This window comes from Parasulfitobacter algicola (genome assembly GCF_013315265.1).
GTDB lineage: Bacteria > Pseudomonadota > Alphaproteobacteria > Rhodobacterales > Rhodobacteraceae > Parasulfitobacter > Parasulfitobacter algicola.
Genome location: NZ_JABUFE010000004.1, coordinates 197,189 through 213,574, shown reverse-complemented (window position 1 = coordinate 213,574; position 16,386 = coordinate 197,189). Strand labels below are relative to the sequence as shown.

Here is a 16,386-nt window from a genome sequence, read left to right as displayed (position 1 = left end):
CTTTCAGAAAATTTCAAACAGTCCGGCAGCGCCCATTCCGCCGCCCACACACATGGTGACAACGCCCAGTTTTGCACCGCGTCGTTTGCCTTCGCGCAGAAGATGCCCGACCATCCGGGCGCCGGTCATGCCAAAAGGGTGTCCGATTGCGATTGATCCGCCATTCACATTGCAAATCGCATCATCAATTCCCAGCTTGTCGCGGCAATACAACGCTTGCGAGGCGAAGGCTTCGTTCAGTTCCCATAGATCGATATCGTTAACGGTAAGCCCGTTGCGTTCCAACAGACGAGGCACGGCAAAAACCGGGCCGATCCCCATTTCATCTGGTTCACAGCCCGCAACGGCAAACCCACGAAATGCGCCCATCGGTTCGATCCCTGCCTTTTCAGCGAGATCTGCATCCATCATGACAACAGCGGCCGCCCCATCAGATAATTGACTGGCATTTCCGGCGGTTATGAATTTGCCATCGCCCTTAACAGGGGTCAGTTTGGTCAACCCTTCCAGCGTTGTGTTCGGGCGATTGCATTCATCGCTGTTCAGCGTAACATCAACCTCTGTCATGTCACCTGTTTCGCGATCTTTCTGCGCCATGGTCGCGTTCATCGGCACAATTTCATCTTTGAAAAACCCAGAGTTTTGTGCTGCTGCGATACGCGTTTGACTTCGAAGCGCATATTCATCCTGTGCGTCGCGGCTGATGCCATAGCGTTCGGCAACATTATCGGCTGTATCAATCATTGGCAGATACAGGTCAGGCTTGTTGTCTGCAATCCAGGGTTCGCGCGGATCGACAGGGGGCGGTTGCGTCAAGGATATATTTTCGACGCCGCCTGCAATCATGGTCTGTGCGCCGTCCACAGCAATCGCATGACCTGCCATCGCAATCGCCTGCAAGCCCGAGGCACAAAATCGGTTCACGGTCATGCCTCCCACGGCCACCGGAAGCCCTGCGCGAATGGCACTTTGGCGTGCGATATTTCGGCCGGTGTATCCTTCGGGATAGCCGCATCCAAAGACACAGTCTTCGATCAGGTCTGGATTGATACCAGCACGATCTACGGCGGCGCGGATTACATGTCCGCCCATGGTCGCACCGTGCGTGCGGTTCAAAGATCCGCGGTGTGATTTTGCCAGTCCTGTACGGACGGCTGAGACGATGACAGCTTGTTTCATAATGCGGCCTTTTTGTTCAGATCATCGAAAGTGCGCCCTTGGGTTACAAGTTTTTCCAAAAGTGGGGCGGGTTGCCAGAACCAGTCGTCGTCTTGTGCAAATGTATGGATGTTGTGCAAGACCGTATCCAAACCTTGCATGTCAGCCCATTTCATTGGCCCGCCGCGCCAACGCGGGAAGCCATAGCCAAACAACATGGTTACATCCACGTCCAACGGACGCCGTGCGATACCGTCTTCGACGACGCGGGCGGCTTCATTCACCATCGCGGCCATGAAACGGCGTTGGATTTCGTCATCTGTAAAATCGCGAGGTGTTATCCCCTGATCTGCGCGCTCTTCTGAGATGATCTGCAAAACCTCGGGGTCTTCTTTTTGATTAGGATAGATATAATATCCGCGCCCCGTTTTGCGCCCAAACCGGCCCAGTTCGCATAGCCTGTCTGCAAAGCTCGGCACGCGTTCGCGCGGATCACGGTTCGGTGCTTTGCGTTTGCGGGTGGCCCAGCCAATATCCAGACCTGCCAGATCCGACACCGCATAAGGGCCCATAGCCATGCCAAAGTCAGTCAGCGCGCGGTCCACTTGATAGGGTGATGCCCCGTCCAGCACCATGTTATCCACTGCCATGCGATAATGCGCCAAAATGCGGTTGCCAATAAATCCGTCACACACGCCTGCACGTACTGCCACTTTGCGCAACCGCTTGGCCAAGGCAAACCCAGTGGCCGTTACGTCAGGGGCAGTTGCATCGGCCACGACGATCTCAAGCAGTTTCATGACATGGGCGGGGGAAAAGAAATGCAACCCGATCACATCCTTTGGCCGCTTGGTCGATGATGCAATTTCGTTGATATCCAGATAAGAGGTATTGCTGGCTAGAACCGCGCCAGGCTTTGCTGTTTTGTCAAGGGCGGCGAAGACGTCACGCTTGACACCCATGTTTTCAAAGACCGCTTCAATAATCATATCTGCGGTTGAAATTGCGGTATAATCACTTGCCGTGGTAAATGCGTCCTGTGTGATTTTTGCGTGCGTCTCAGGGCTAAGTTTGCCGCGCTGCACTGCGCCATCCAGCATTTTTTCGACCGTGGATCGGGCTTTTTGTGCGGCGTTTTCATCCCGTTCGACCAAAACAACCTGAAAGCCAGACAACAGGCTGGCCGTTGCAATTCCTGCGCCCATTGTCCCGCCGCCTATCACGCCAATCTGTTTGATGTCCCGTGATGCAACACCTTCTAACTCAGGCAGTTTTGAAACGGCGCGTTCCGCAAAAAAGGCATGGATTAGCCCTTGTCGTTGTGGCGATGCCATAAGATTGCTGAATAATTCGCGTTCGCGCTTAAGACCGTCGAAAAATGGTAATTCGCAGGCGGTTTGAACGGCGCGAACGGCTGTTGCGGCGGCGATTTGGCCTTTTCCTTTGGCTAAGGCTGCAGCGTGCCAGCTGTCGAAATCAATCGTTGTGGGCGATGGCATCGCTGATATGGGGCGTGGGCCTTTGCCGTCGTTCAAAATGGCCTGCGCATATTGCAGGCCAATTTCGCGTGGGTTGCCATTTTCAATTTTGTCTAGAATGCTCAGCTTAAGGGCTTCGTCTGCGCTAATTGGGCGGCCAGTAGTGATGATCTTCAGTGCGGCTTCAGCACCGGTTAGGCGTGGCAGACGCTGTGTTCCGCCAGCACCTGGCATAATGCCCAAAGTAACCTCGGGCAGGCCAACTTTGGTATCGGGCACGGCAACGCGGTAATGCGCGGACAAAGCCAATTCCAAACCACCCCCAAGTGCTGTTCCATGCAGGGCTGCGATCACTGGCAGAGAACTGGCCTCAATACGATTACAGGCGTCTGGCAGGATCGGAGCCATCGGCGGTTTGCCAAATTCGTTTATATCCGCACCCGCAACAAAGGTGCGCCCGTCCCCCAGAATTACAGCTGCTTTGGCTTCGCGTTCCGCTTTTTCCAATCCATTCAGCAAGGCTGCGCGCACGGCATGGGATGCCGCATTCACGGGTGGGTTTTGGATCGTCAGAAGTGCGATGTTATCGATAAGTTCATAGCGTACGGCCGTCATATTCGTTTATCCTCGTCTGACCAGTGCGGGGCTACGCCCGGTGATCCGTTCTAATTCGCGTACCGAGTCACGCAGTGCTGGCCCCACGTCATTGCACATCCGGTCGTCTGTCAGTGCTTCGGGCAAAGCGCCGCAGGAAAAGGCAACGGGTTCGCCGAATTCTTGTGCATGAAACGGTACAGCAACGGCGTTGACTGTTGTGGAATATCGCGTCTCGGGCGGGGCAATCGTAAAACCCTGTGCAATCAACTGGTCGTATCCATGGCTTCGAAAGTTGCAAAGCGCGTCACTTGGGTTCATCGCCTGAAATCGGGTGTCGTCCAGTGCCGCCACAATGGCCCGGCCAGATGAAGATCCGAAAACAGGTATCCTGTGCCCGGGTTCCAGCCAGATTGAGGCTGCGCCAACCGGGCGCCAGGTTTTGGCCAGCATAACCTTTTCGCCGTCACGCACCGCCAGTGATACCAATGTTCCGGTTTGATCTGCGAGATCTTGCAAAATTTGGTGACCGACCTCAACAAAGGACACCGATGCTGCTGCTACATTCCCCAAAGCCAAGGCTGCTGGTCCCAGTCGATAGCGGTTCATGCGCCCTGCGTGGCTTAGAAACCCCAATTCGCTTAGGGTAAATGTTAACCGCGATACGGTGCTGTTGGGCAATCCCGTCCTTTCGGCCAATTCCGAATGGGTGAGACCGTCATCGCTGGCACGAAACGCACGCAGTAGGCTAAGACCCCGCGCCAATGTATTGGCAAACCGTCGATCTGTTTCAGGCTTGGTCATCGCATACCCATCGGCAACAGAAGTGAGATTATGGGGAACGCCATGATCAACAACAAAACGATCACATCGACGCTTAAGAATCGTGCGATGCCTGCGAATATCTGGTCAATCGGGGCCTGTCGCCCAACCACGTTCGAGATGACAAAGACATTCAGCCCAACGGGCGGTGTGATCAGCCCGATCTCAAGCAGTTTGATCACAACGACGCCAAACCAGATCAGATTCAGACCATAGCTTTCGACCAGCGGTATCATCAGCGGAAGCGTCAGAACCATGATGCCGATTGGGTCCAGAAACATGCCAAGCAGCAGGTAGATCAGTGCAATACAGATCATTAACACGACCACAGACGGGCCAATATCGGTCACGGCATTCACGATCATTGGGGCGACGCCGGTCAGGGCAATAAAGGCCACAAATATCTTGGCTCCCATGGCGATAAAGAAAATTGCTGCCGTCTGGATGCAGGTTTCTTTGACGCTTTCCCACAGGGCTTTAAAGGTTAGTTTGCGTTGCGCAAATCCGATGGCAGTGGTGGCACATACGGAAACGGCTGCGGCCTCGGTCGCGGTGAAGATGCCGCCATAGATGCCGCCGACAATGATCACAAACAGCAAAACGGCAGGCCAAGCGGCGCGTGCGGCAGCCATGCGTTCACTATGGCTGACCCGTTGTTCGCTGACCGGTGCGATTGCGGGGTTTCGCCAGACCCAGACTGCAATCACCAGAATGAAGCCTGCCAATGTCAGTAGTCCTGGCAAAACACCCGCCATAAACAGGCTATTGATCGAGGTTTCGGTGAAAATACCATAGATGATGAACAAAACCGATGGTGGGATCAATGATCCAAGCGTGCCGCCCGCTGCAACGCTTGAGGTCGCCAAACGTGGATCATACCCCATCTTCAGCATCTCTGGCACACAAATGCGCCCCATCGTTGATGCGCAGGCGATTGATGATCCGGTAATTGCTGAAAATCCACCGCACCCCATGACCGAAGCCATGGCGACACCCCCTGGCAGACTGGCCAGCCAGACTTTGGCGGCATAATAGATTTTTGTCGTGATTTCGCTGCGATATGCAATGTGACCCAAAGCCACGAAAAGCGGGATCATGGACAATTCATAGGAATGAACCAGATCAAATGCGTTGGAAAACACCATAGAAGATGTTGGCCGTATCGCGCGATCTGGCATGAAAGTGCCCGTGCGAAAAGCATAGATCATAAAGGCCGATACGGTGGCCACGGCGGCCAAAGCAAATGCAATTGGCACACGGATCGCAAGCAGTACAAGGACGGCCCCAAATGCGATCAGACCAATTAGTGTAGGGTCCATTATTCGGCCTCGGTTTGGTTGCGGGTCACGTCAATGATACCACCACGCAACAGCGTAAGTGTGTCGCGGATCACCAGTTCTGACAGACGCAGAAAACAAACACCGATGCCCAACAGAAACAACGCGCGCCCTGGCCAGCGGGGCAAATTCAGATCACCGTAAAAAAAGCTGCCGGATTGCCAAGTGCTTGACAGTTCGCGCCAACCTGCAAAAAGCAGTGGCGTTAAAGCCATAAGCCCAACGATTGACCCGAATACGATACACCAAGACCGGACTTTGGCATTGAACCGGTTTGAGATAAATTCGACCGCGACATGGGACCGCGCAGCCGTGGCCGCGGCAAGTGGCAAAAGAATAGCGGCCACCATAAGTTCGCGGACGATGGTGACGGAATCAGGGACTTGTGATCCAAACACTTCGCGCAGAAAAACATTTGCGCCGATCAGAAGTCCAAGTGCGATGATTGCCGCCGCACTTAGACCCCAAAGGATGTTTTCAAGCCGGGCCAGCATTTATTGACTGCGCGCCCATGGGTATCCTGCATCGTCACGCTCTGCCGTGTATTTGGTGATCAACGCTTGGTATTCAGCAAGCAGATCTTCGCCCGGCAGACCAACGCGTTTTGCGGTTTCCGTCCATTGCCCGATATAGGGTGCGCCCGCCGCAACCAGTTTGGCACGATCTTCCTGCGGCAGCTCGATCACTTCGACGCCTTGGGTCTTCATGCTTTCGATGGCTTTTGCATTTGCTTCAGTGATCAAACGCCCGAACTCATTGGCCATATCAATGCCAACTTCAGCCAATAGTGCCTTCTGTTCTTCACTAAGATCCGCGTGGATGTCGGCATTCATAAAGATGCCCACACCGCCAACCTGGCCCCAATCCAGCAGGGTGTAGCTGTCCATGACCTCAGCTTGTTTCAGCGCGCTGACGGCATAGCTATAGCCTTGGGAACAGTCGATTAGGCCGGTATCAAGCCCCTGATATGCCTCGTAAATTGACATGTTGACCATATTTGCGCCCAGTTCGCCAAACACCTTGCCATAAGCGCCCGTTCCACGAACTTTCAGTCCGTCGATGTCGCTGACGCTGCGTATGGCTGCATCTTTACAGCCAATATGTACGGCCGAGGTCGTGAAAGTGCCGATATAGACAAGACCTTTGTTGGCAAGATCTTGTGCGATGACGTCGGAATTGCGCATTAATTCATCCGTGGCGCGCATGCCAACCCAAGCATCAGGGTTATCAAGAGGCAGATCGGCAATGCCGTATCCAACTAGTTCTTGTGGATAATAAACGGCAATGACCGTGCCCATATCTGCCACGCCGTCACGGACCGACTGCAATGCCGCTTGCGCCTTGAACAATGCACCACCCCATTGAATGTCGATACGCATATCACCTGCTGATCTTTCAGCGACTTCATCTGCGAACCATTGCAAAGCCGCCGCCCGTGCGCCGCGGTTTGGACCCGCTTCGCCGTGGATTAATACTGTTTCTGCTATCGCAAAGTTGCTTGCGCCCGCCACAAACGCAGCCGCGCATAATGCCTTAAAGCATCCCATTTCTATCTCCTCCCATTTCCACTATGCAGAAATTTATTTCATTATGCAATTGAGGCTATAGGCAAAATAAGGATCAGGCAAATAAGAAATTTTGATAATCAGCCGTATTTAATGATAGCTTGTAGCCTTGATTAAGAAGGGGGTCGCAAATGCCCAAAGGCTTTGAAACAGAAAAAGTTTGGGGCGCTCGGGGACGAGGCTTTCAGATGGGGGTTATTCAGCCAAAGGGGATTGTGGTGCACTTGACAGGTCAGGTTGCGTGGAGTGCCGATGAAGAGATCATTGGCCTTGGGGATGTTGAAAAGCAAGCAAGACAGTGTTTTCGCAATATTCAATTTTTACTGCATGAGATTGGTGGCAACCTGTCAGATGTTATTTCAATAACGACCTATTTTACGGACCGAAGCCAGCTTAAGCATATACAAAAAGTACGGGCAGAATTTTTTCATCCAGGCAGTGAGCCTGTATCTACATCAGTTATGGTTGCCGGGCTTGGCCATAAAGACTTCTTAGTCGAGCTTACTCCGATCGCAGTTATATCACATGACAGATTTATCGACCCTGATTGAAAGCTGACATAAACAGCTTTTATAAGAACACCCGCTTCTGAAACCTGATATTTTGTTAGATTTTTTGACGCAGTATAATCCTGATAGATGCTGCAATAAAGCTAAGCAGCGTCAAAATCGCAGAGCCAGATATGAACAGCACAAATGCACTGATCGCAGGGTTGCTGAAGCCCGGATCAGGAAGAGCTGTCCAAATATCACCAGTAACGAAAAGCGGCAGAAATATCATGGTAAACAATATCGCGATGCTTGTGCTTGCAACAATTGACACCAATCCAACATCGCCGGATTTGACCGGATGACGCAATGCACGGCGCAGACCTGTGATCTGCTTGGAAATATCCAATTGCATTGCCATCAGCGCAGGGACGACCAGCAATACCAAAAGCATTCCGAAGCCCAGCCCGTAAACTAACGTAATAACTGTTGGCTTTAGAAACTGTGCCTGCGTGGACTGTTCAAACAGCAGCGGTGACAGGCCCAAGACAGTTGTCAGCGTGGTCAGCAGCACAGGGCGCAACCGATCGCAGGCGCCATCAATGATTGCGGGGATAATGCCACGGTCTTTGGAATATTCGTCAATTGTCGTCACCAAAACGATTGAGTCGTTGATGATAATGCCCGTCATTCCGATCAGGCCTACGATGCTGAACATGCTTAATGGCACATCCCATGCGTAATGGCCCCATATTGTCCCGACCAAGCCAAATGGGATGATCGCCATGACCACAGCAGGGCGGCTCCAACTGGAAAAAATCCAGGCCAAAGTCAAATAAATACCCAATAAGCTAAGCATCAGACCAAGGGTGGCATCATTCAGAAATTCATCTTCCTGTTCGCTAAGGCCTGTCAGTAGGAATTCGATCTGATATTGTCCTGCGATATTTGGAAGCAACTCATCTTCCAGGATTTGCATGATCTCTTCTGCACGGGCCGGGTCGTCTTCGGACAGATCGCCAGTGACCGATATCAGTTGAATACCGTTTTCGCGCCGCACGGTTGAAAAGCCAGATTGGCGCTGTACGGTCACAATATCGGCCAGCGGAACATATTCGCCTGCGGGTGTACGCAACTGCATCCGATCCAGAAAATCAGCGGTCAGTTCATCATCAGGTAGTTCGACCCGAATTGCGGCTGATCGCGGGCCATCTGGATAGGTGGCAGCTTCAATCCCGTTCAACCGATTGCGCAAAACACGGCCCAGGCCATCAATTGTGAAGCCCAATGCCTGACCTTGCGGCGTCAGATCCAACACCAATTCTTCTTTGTCATAGGCCAGATTATCCTGCACTGCCGAAACTTCCGGGAATTGCAAAAGCGCCTGTTGCAATGTCTCGGATGCGGATTTCAGGGTTTGTGCGTCCGCCCCATAGAAGTGAATAGATATCGCATCGCCGCCTGGCCCCGATCGCCATCCGCGAAAGCTGACAGTTTCGGCCATGGGATGCTGTCGAACGACCTCTTGCAGTTCGCCAACAAAGGCAAACGACGAATAGGGGCGCAGATCGGGATCGATCAATTCAATGGAAATACCGCCAAGCTGATCGGGGTCTTTATTCGAAGCCCCAGCCAGACCGCGCCCGGAATTACCACCGATTTCCGCCATGACAAAATCAAGCGGGTTCAGGCCATAGCGTTCTTCGTATTCGGCGCCAAGTTCTTCGACGCTGCGTTGTAAGTCACGCATTTGTTCCAGTGAATCCTCGCGCGTTGCCCCGGGTGCCATGGCGAAATTGCCGGTGACGGATCCGCGTTCGGGCGCGTTGAAGAAACGCCATTGCACATCGCCACCCACCAAAAGGCTTACGTTCCAAGCCAAAAGAAAGATAACCGCTGCCATCACTGGATATCGGCCTATTACAACAAAGCCCATCAACGGACGGAATGCATTGTCGCGAAACCAACTAAAGCCAATGTTCACTATTTTGGACACGCTATCGATGCCATGTTTTGACAGATAGACCCACATGACCCGACGTTTTTCGCCCGGTGTCAAAAAGTACAACACCAGGGCAGCACACGGTACAGCAGAGAAGAAAAAAGCGAAGACGGACGTGCTGACCAAGATATCGAAAACAACATCAGCTTGGCTGAACCATAGGATAGTCATTGCGACAAGTATCCACATCAGCCCACCAAGGGCTATTAATAAGACCTGAACGCCAAGCAAACCCAATAAGGCGCGCATGGGTTTGAACCCTATCACAGGCTTGACCCTTAGTGCGCTTTGCATGTGATGAGGCAATATCAAAAAACACTCAACAAGCGATGCAATTAGCACCACGATCACTGTGAAAGGAATATCTGCAATCAGATCGCCAAAACGGCCACCAACGGCAACAAGACCAAAAAAAGCAATGACTGTGGTCAGAGTCGCGGAAAACACAGGGGCCGCCATCCGCTTTGCGGCGTTTTCAGCTGCGACAACGGGGGGTTCGCCCAACCGTCTGCTACGAAAATCGGCATGTTCACCCACAACAATTGCGTCATCCACGACAATCCCAAGTGTGATGATCAGCGCGAACAGTGACACCATGTTGATGGTCAGACCTGCAGCATACATCAGCGCAATCGCGGCCAGTAAGGCCACTGGAATACCAGCTGCCACCCAAAAAGCCGTGCGTGCATTCAGGAACAAAAACAACAGCGCAAGAACAAGCCCTAATCCCATAAGTGCATTATCCAAAAGAATATTCAGCCGTCCACTGATCTGTTCGGCGCGGGCCCGGATCAGTTTGATCTGCACACCTTGGGGCAGGCTTAGGGCCAGTGTATCTGCGACATCCTGAACCTGTGCCTGAATATCAATGGCATCCCCCCTGTCGGACCGATCTACGCGAATTGAAATTGCAGGATCATCGCCCACGAAATAGGCGCGTTCACGATTGATCCCTTCGACACGAACCTGGGCAACATCACCAACAGTCAGCGGGCGACCGTCCTGATCAGATCGCAAAACAATTGCCGCGATTTCATCTGCGCTGCGTTTGGCAATGCCCGTCCGCACGCGGCTGTCAATGCCCGACACATCACCGGCTGGGTCTGCATCGGCTTCGCCTGCAATGGCTTCGGCAATTTCTGCTATTGTGACATTGTGCCGAATAAGTGAGTCCGACGTAACCTCAACCACGGTCTCGGGCGCGGCGATGCCACGGATTGATGTGCGTGTGACGCCTGCGTTGAACAGTCGTGTGACAAATTCATCTGCAAAACGCCCTAGTTGATCAACACCCACAGGACCGGTGATAACAACATCTGTCACCCTGTCGCGCCATGCACCACGCCGTACGTTTGGGTCTTCTGCTTCATCGGGCAGATTGTTTGTGGCATCGACGGACACTTGCACGTCATCAGCGGCACGCGACATATCCCAGTTCGGTTCAAATTCCAAAGTGATGGACCCGAAACCTTCACGAGATTCAGAATAGGCGTTTTCAACCCCTTCAATCGACAAAAGCGCAGGTTCTAGCACCTGAATAATGGCTGTATCCACATCTTCCGCACCTGCGCCATCCCACGCGACTGACACGGTGACCTGATCTATGATGACATCGGGAAAGAACTGTGCGCGCATCCGCGGAAAGGCTGCCAAGCCCAAGACAATCATTAGAACCAACAGCAAATTGGCGGCAGTTTTGTGGCGTGTGAAATAGCTTAGGATGCCACTGGTAGAAGGAGGGATAAGACGTGCCATCCCTAGCTGCCCATCCGGCTTTCAAGACGTGTTACGACACTGGCAGGGACCTGATCTTGTTTTAACTGTCCAAGAATGCGCGCTTTTGCGGCATCAGGCATACTGTCATTTTCTTCGACAAAAGTTATTAGTTTGGTACGACGTTCGGGGCTTAACATCAGCATTTCCACGACATCACTTGTATTGTCATTAAGACGTCTGACCTTGATGCCCGCACCAAGCAAAGGTGTGCGTTCCGCAACAATGTCACGACCTGCCAAGGTCGGGGCGGTAACAATCACATCATTGTCTTGCCTGCGCATCAATTGAACTTGCGACACCTCAAGCCGATCATCATCGTCCAAAACAAGAACCGTCTGATCCGCGCCGACAGCTGCCGAAGGCAGTTTGACGACATTATCCAAAGCGGGTTCTGCAATGCGCACTGTGACAAAGTCACCGGGCTTGAAGCCCAAGGGTTGATCAAGTGTAGCAAACAACAGCCGCCCGGTCTGGCCTTCGCCCACTGCGGCACTTTCGCGTGTGACCATACCTTGGGCAATATGGTCAAATCCCAGGACATCCAAGGTTACATTGACCGGAACCTGCTGCAAACCACCGTTTTGATCCAAAAGCCGGGCATATTGCGCTGTCGACAATCGAAACCGCACCTCAAGCTGGTCTGGGTCAACCAACCGCGCCAGTTGTTCACCAGATGTGATACGTGCGCCCTGAACAGCTGATACATCGCTTAGTGTCCCCGTGAATGCAGCATAGATATTGGTGTCGGCCAGTCGGCGTTCCGCTTCGGCCAGATCAATCTGTTCCCGCAAAAGTGCTGTTTTCGATTGATCCAAGCGCGCCTCGGCCTGGGCCAGGGATTGTCTGCGAGCCACCACAGACTGGCGCGCGCTTGAGGCTTCAAGTTCAGCGATCTCAACACTTGCGTCTGTGCCCACACCGCGTTCGCGCAAATCCTGTTGTCGCACAAATGCACGTTGTCGTAACAGGTTTTGTTCTTCGGCAACCGCGAGTTCATCTCGGGCCAGTTGTAAGGCACGGTCAGCATCGCGCACTTCTGCTTCGGCTTGCAGGATATCGGCCTTGGCACGGTCAAGCGCAGACTGCATGTCGGCCGGATCAATCTGGGCCAGAAGTTGGCCGTTTTTAACTTGACCGCCTTCTTCAAATTCACTCGCCAGTTCGACCAAAGTACCTGCAACAGCGGACCGTAGCTCTAGGGTGCGGCGACTTTGGACTTCACCAAAAACGGTCATTTCAGGGATCAGCGTTTTGGGTGTGACGGTTATTGTATTGACCGCGAATACACGTTCGCGCGCAGGCCTTGCATCGGGTTCATCGGACAAACGTGTTTGAATCGCAGAAAACATCGAAAAAGCGGCAAGGCCCAAAAAACCTACCGTAAGAGATAATAAAAAAAGGCCAATAAGGCTTCGAACTAAAAAGCGCATCGCTAAGACATACCTTGGATAACTTACCAATAAGCATAGGCTTGATCCAAAAAAGGCCAACCTACAATAGTGTTACGTGGATGCGCAGCGTTTCCGTCGGTCAGTGTGGGTATTATTCAGCAGCCATCGGAAGCTTGACCTGACCGATCTGTGTAATGTCGGCAATTGCGCCGGTAATCAGCTTGCGAAACGTTTCAAAATCGCGCCGGGGCAAAATGGTTTTCTCATCCATATAAAGCGCACGATCAATTTCGATCTGGATGACATGCTGACGTCGCGAGGGCCTGCCGTAGGTTTGTGCAATATAGGCACCGGCAAATGGCGTGTTGCGCACAACATTCAGCCCAACTTTTGTGAAAGCCTGCTCGACACGATCCATAACGTCGCTGTTTGCGGCGGCGCCAAAACGATCGCCCAGGACAATCTGGGGCTTTTTGACTGCAGATTTTGCAATTGATTCAATCGCTTCATGCGGCATGGAATGACAGTCTATCAAAATCGCTTCGCCAAACTGATTGTGATTTTCCGTCAAAAGTTGCTGCAGTCGCGCATGATAGGGGTGCCATATATGTGTAATGCGGTCCTGCGCACGCTGCCAGGACATCTTGCCGCGATAAATCGCACGCCCATTTGCGACGACCCTTGGAATGACCCCAAGACCTGAAGCTACTCGAGGGTTATGACTGACTTTGCCGACCCCTTCGATCAAAGCAGGATCAAGTTCATCGGCACTGCGGTTCAGGTCAACGAACGCTCTGGGTGCGCCTGCACGTAAAAGGGGTGCGCCAAAACGGGGGGCTGCTACGAATAACTTATCAACAAACGCATCTTCAGAGCTGCGGATTGTTTTTTTGTCTAGAACAGTTTGATTTAGAAATACGTCAGAATAATCGCGCCCACTATGCGGCGATGCAAAAACAACGCTGGTTGTGCGTTTTTGCGGCAAATCCAGTGAATACGCGGCGTTCGACATTTCTGCTCCTTTATACTTATATCATAGACTGATTTTATTGATGTTCAAAAGCCCTTGATCCTGTCAGCGACTCCTTTTATAGACCCAGCACCCGGCGCGGATTTCCCGCGTCTGATTTATTTTGGGCGCAGGGGTTTGCAAATGGGCGTGGGCGCTTAGCTCAGCGGTAGAGCACTTCGTTGACATCGAAGGGGTCACTGGTTCGATCCCAGTAGTGCCCACCATGAATAGAAACCCAATGGCGCAGGGACGCGCCGCGATAAAAGGAGAGGACCATGAAGGTCAGAAATTCACTCCGCTCGCTCAAGCAGCGTCACCGCGATTGCCGCGTTGTGCGCCGTAAGGGCCGTGTTTATGTAATCAACAAAACACAACGCCGTTTCAAGGCACGTCAGGGCTAATCTGTTTTGACATTCTGAAATTTGAAGCACCGTCTGGCAACAGGCGGTGTTTTCATTTTGTATGTTTTGTTGAATACAAAATTTTGCCGTAAAGTCGTTCTAACCAACAGGCGTAAAGTCAGTCTTGCAGGTAAGCGGAGCAATCAACATGGCGCATGAAACAGAACGCAATGATAAGGCAATGGATCAAAAGCTGATTGCTCCGATTGTGTTTTCAGTGTCGATCTTTCTAAGCGCGGCTTTGCTATTTTTTGTTCAACCTCTTTTTGCAAAGCTTGTTTTACCTAAAATCGGTGGTGCATCTGGCGTTTGGACAACTGCAATGTTGTTTTTCCAGGTCGTATTGATTGCAGGCTATGTGTATTCACATTTAATTACCCGGTTACTTCCGGTGAAAATACAATTGATTGTACATGGCGCTTTTTGGGCAGCTTCGCTTGCATTTTTGCCATTGGCCGTCAGCAGCAACTGGCTGTATGATCCCGAACAATCCACAGCGCTGCAGACACTTATATTGTTTGCTATTGGCGTGGGTGTGCCGTTTGCGATGCTTTCAGCCAATGCGCCTTTGCTTCAGGCCTGGTATACGCGCACCAACGGCCCCTCAGCAGATGATCCATATTTCCTTTATGGCGCTAGTAATTTTGGGTCTTTACTCGCCTTGCTTTCGTTTCCGTTATTGGCAGAGCCTTTACTGCGAATTTCACAAATTAGTGTGATTTGGTCATTCGTATTTGTTTTATTCGGAGTATTTTTGATCATTTGCGGCTTGATGGCGCGGCATGAAAAAACAGAAACTTTGCAAGGACCATCAACACGGGAAGACAAAATAGCAATATCTGATATTGGTATATGGCTCTTGATTGCCTTTGTGCCATCTTCGCTGATGCTGTCCATTACAACAAAAATCAGTACGGATCTTGGATCTTTTCCATTGGTCTGGGTGATCCCATTATCGATCTACATTTTGTCGTTCGTCCTGGCCTTTAGCAACAGAACATGGATCAGTGATCATCTGTCAAATACACTTTTTGTTATTTCACTAGCAGTGCTGAGCATGTTGTTCATTCCATATATGAACCTAATTTCGACGTCAGTGACTGCACTGATCTTCGCGCCATTGCTTCTTATAGTGGCGTTTTATGCACATAAACTCCTGTATAATCTCAGGCCATCTGCTGGAAATTTAACAGTATTCTATATCACGATGTCTGTTGGCGGGGCATTGGGCGGCCTGTTCAATTCGATTATTGCACCAACCTTTTTTGACACGGTTATTGAAGGACAGGTGTCAACATTATTGGCAGCATCCCTTTTGCTTTTCACCCGCAACAAACTGAAACCATGGATGTTTTTAGTTGGTATGGTAATTGCAGTTATTATTTTCGCAGGTGGTCTCTATCAGTACGTTGTTTTGAAGGACATTCAGCAAAGAATAGTATCCTTTGGCTTACTGGCTATTTTTATGCTGGTCCTGTTTTTGCTAAGGCGAAAGCCGACAGTTGTCTTTGTAGCTGTCTCATTTCTGATATTAATCAATTTTTCTGTCGATCTAAAGCCAACCGTCTTCGAAGACCGTAGCTTTTTTGGTAAACATACGGTTGTTGATAATACCGAAGAAAATACAAGGCTTTACAGCAACGGTACCACGCTGCATGGCATACAACGTTTGACAGATATGGATGCTGATCCAACACCGCTGTCTTACTATCATCCCCAAAGTCCTATGGCGCAGGTGCTGACATCTGAACGGGGAAAGGCATCTGAAACAATTGGGATTGTCGGACTTGGTGTCGGTTCGCTGGCTTGTTATGCACAAACTGGGCAGGATTGGCATTTTTATGAAATCGATAAGACTGTTGATCAGATTGCGCGCGATACGTCTCTGTTTACGTTCATGCATCATTGTGCACCTGATGCACCCACACATTTGGGGGACGCACGCATTGTTCTTGATGATCAGGATCTGCTGTTCGATGTGTTGGTTCTGGATGCTTATAGTTCCGATGCGATCCCGGTTCACCTGATTACGCTTGAGGCGGTTCAACTATACCTGAGACGTTTGTCAGAAGATGGTATTTTGGTGTTTCATATTTCAAACCGATATTACGATATCGCACCCCCACTTGCGCGAATTGCAGGTAAACTTGGTATACATGCTGCAATTCGGTCGGATTTGTCGGACTCAAATGCGAATTGGGAAGTCGGATCTACTGCATCAGTGGTTGTAGTTGCATCCCGTGATCCTGAATGGATCGAACATCTGTCTGAAACGAAACAATGGAATGTGTTGCAAGCGGATCAAAAACCAGTTTGGACAGATGATTATGCCAATCTTTTATCGGCTCTTAAATGACAATGA

12 protein-coding genes and 1 tRNA gene are annotated in these 16,386 nt (G+C 51.2%); 4 read left to right on the top strand and 9 right to left on the bottom strand.

The features are described 5' to 3' along the window. Positions 1-3: 3 nt before the first annotated feature. From HRQ87_RS09305 to HRQ87_RS09280, 6 genes are read right to left on the bottom strand one after another with little or no spacing between them, the layout of a single operon-like run. The gene (locus HRQ87_RS09305; RefSeq protein ID WP_174137575.1) at positions 4-1,179 is read right to left on the bottom strand and encodes an acetyl-CoA C-acyltransferase; all 1,176 of its coding nucleotides are present in this window, start codon (positions 1,177-1,179) and stop codon (positions 4-6) included. Then, positions 1,176-3,251 (bottom strand): 3-hydroxyacyl-CoA dehydrogenase NAD-binding domain-containing protein, encoded by a 2,076-nt coding sequence (locus tag HRQ87_RS09300; protein WP_174137573.1) that lies wholly within the window; start codon positions 3,249-3,251, stop codon positions 1,176-1,178. Before HRQ87_RS09300 ends, HRQ87_RS09305 begins: the two co-directional genes overlap by 4 nt. A 6-nt stretch (positions 3,252-3,257) precedes the next feature. After that, positions 3,258-4,034 carry an IclR family transcriptional regulator gene (locus tag HRQ87_RS09295; protein WP_174137571.1) on the bottom strand — a complete coding sequence of 259 codons (777 nt, stop codon included), beginning with the start codon at positions 4,032-4,034 and terminating at the stop codon, positions 3,258-3,260. Beyond that, entirely contained in the window at positions 4,031-5,371 is a 1,341-nt protein-coding gene (locus HRQ87_RS09290) for a TRAP transporter large permease (protein ID WP_174137569.1), read from the bottom strand. Before HRQ87_RS09290 ends, HRQ87_RS09295 begins: the two co-directional genes overlap by 4 nt. Further along, a complete protein-coding gene (locus HRQ87_RS09285) occupies positions 5,371-5,883 on the bottom strand; it encodes a TRAP transporter small permease (protein ID WP_174137567.1) in 513 nt (170 codons plus the stop codon). The genes HRQ87_RS09290 and HRQ87_RS09285 overlap by 1 nt, the downstream gene beginning before the upstream one ends. Beyond that, on the bottom strand, positions 5,884-6,936 hold the full coding sequence (locus tag HRQ87_RS09280) for a C4-dicarboxylate TRAP transporter substrate-binding protein (RefSeq protein WP_174137565.1): 1,053 nt from the start codon (positions 6,934-6,936) through the stop codon (positions 5,884-5,886). Positions 6,937-7,085: 149 nt separating this feature from the next. Between HRQ87_RS09280 and HRQ87_RS09275 the strand changes: the two genes are divergently transcribed. Next, positions 7,086-7,505 (top strand): RidA family protein, encoded by a 420-nt coding sequence (locus tag HRQ87_RS09275; protein WP_174137563.1) that lies wholly within the window; start codon positions 7,086-7,088, stop codon positions 7,503-7,505. 55 nt (positions 7,506-7,560) lie between these two features. Here the strand turns inward: HRQ87_RS09275 and HRQ87_RS09270 are convergent, their stop codons facing one another. The 3 genes from HRQ87_RS09270 to HRQ87_RS09260 form a co-directional block, all read right to left on the bottom strand. Further along, positions 7,561-11,199, bottom strand: coding sequence for an efflux RND transporter permease subunit (locus tag HRQ87_RS09270; RefSeq protein WP_174137561.1), 3,639 nt, complete (start codon positions 11,197-11,199; stop codon positions 7,561-7,563). 2 nt (positions 11,200-11,201) lie between these two features. Next, complete coding sequence (locus HRQ87_RS09265; protein ID WP_343035207.1) at positions 11,202-12,590, bottom strand: efflux RND transporter periplasmic adaptor subunit; 1,389 nt, start codon at positions 12,588-12,590, stop codon at positions 11,202-11,204. Positions 12,591-12,762: 172 nt separating this feature from the next. After that, entirely contained in the window at positions 12,763-13,623 is an 861-nt protein-coding gene (locus HRQ87_RS09260) for an N-formylglutamate amidohydrolase (protein WP_174137557.1), read from the bottom strand. 149 nt (positions 13,624-13,772) lie between these two features. Between HRQ87_RS09260 and HRQ87_RS09255 the strand changes: the two genes are divergently transcribed. From HRQ87_RS09255 to HRQ87_RS09245, 3 genes are all read left to right on the top strand, one after another. Next, positions 13,773-13,847: transfer RNA gene (locus HRQ87_RS09255), tRNA-Val, on the top strand. A 51-nt stretch (positions 13,848-13,898) separates the two neighbouring features. After that, the gene (ykgO, locus tag HRQ87_RS09250) at positions 13,899-14,024 is read left to right on the top strand and encodes a type B 50S ribosomal protein L36 (RefSeq protein WP_010141322.1); all 126 of its coding nucleotides are present in this window, start codon (positions 13,899-13,901) and stop codon (positions 14,022-14,024) included. A gap of 148 nt (positions 14,025-14,172) precedes the next feature. Continuing rightward, entirely contained in the window at positions 14,173-16,380 is a 2,208-nt protein-coding gene (locus tag HRQ87_RS09245) for a fused MFS/spermidine synthase (RefSeq protein ID WP_246251966.1), read from the top strand. The last annotated feature ends 6 nt before the right edge of the window (positions 16,381-16,386 follow it).